The 462-nt window shown below is 62.1% G+C and carries 1 protein-coding gene; it reads left to right on the forward strand.

Annotation, left to right across the window (positions count from 1 at the left end):
- Positions 1-462, forward strand: a 462-nt coding sequence (locus FDW87_RS21780; RefSeq protein ID WP_252363008.1) for an FAD-binding protein, incomplete at both ends; no start/stop codon positions are given.

Below are 462 nucleotides of genomic sequence, written 5' to 3' on the forward strand. Positions count from 1 at the left end.
AGCGTTTGCCAGGTGCAGACGCTGGATGCGCAACAGGGGCTGGTGACGAAATCCCACTGGGGGAATGCGCTGACGGCCCGGCTACAAATCACCGCGCGTCCCTTGTGCCTTTCACTGGCGCGACAACCGGAAACGAGCGCGTCGGGCAACGCGCTGCCAGCGATGGTGGAGCGCCGGATTGCCTCCACCACACCTCCGGGCTGGCTGGATAGCGTAGAAAGCATCGACCGTGTTACAGCTCATCCTTTGTTGCAGGCCGGGCGTGTGCTGGTGGTAGGGCAGGGAAGAAGTGACGCCGATGCCGAAAAAATTACCGCTCTTGGTAAGGAGTTTGGTGCCGAAGTGGGATACAGCCGTGCACGGGTGATGAACGGTGGTTTTGACGCTGAGCGCGTGATTGGGATATCGGGGCATCTGCTTGCGCCGGATGTCTGCATTGTCGCGGGGGCATCCGGCGCGGCG

Source organism: Citrobacter sp. wls826 (genome assembly GCF_005281245.1).
Taxonomy (GTDB): domain Bacteria; phylum Pseudomonadota; class Gammaproteobacteria; order Enterobacterales; family Enterobacteriaceae; genus Citrobacter; species Citrobacter braakii.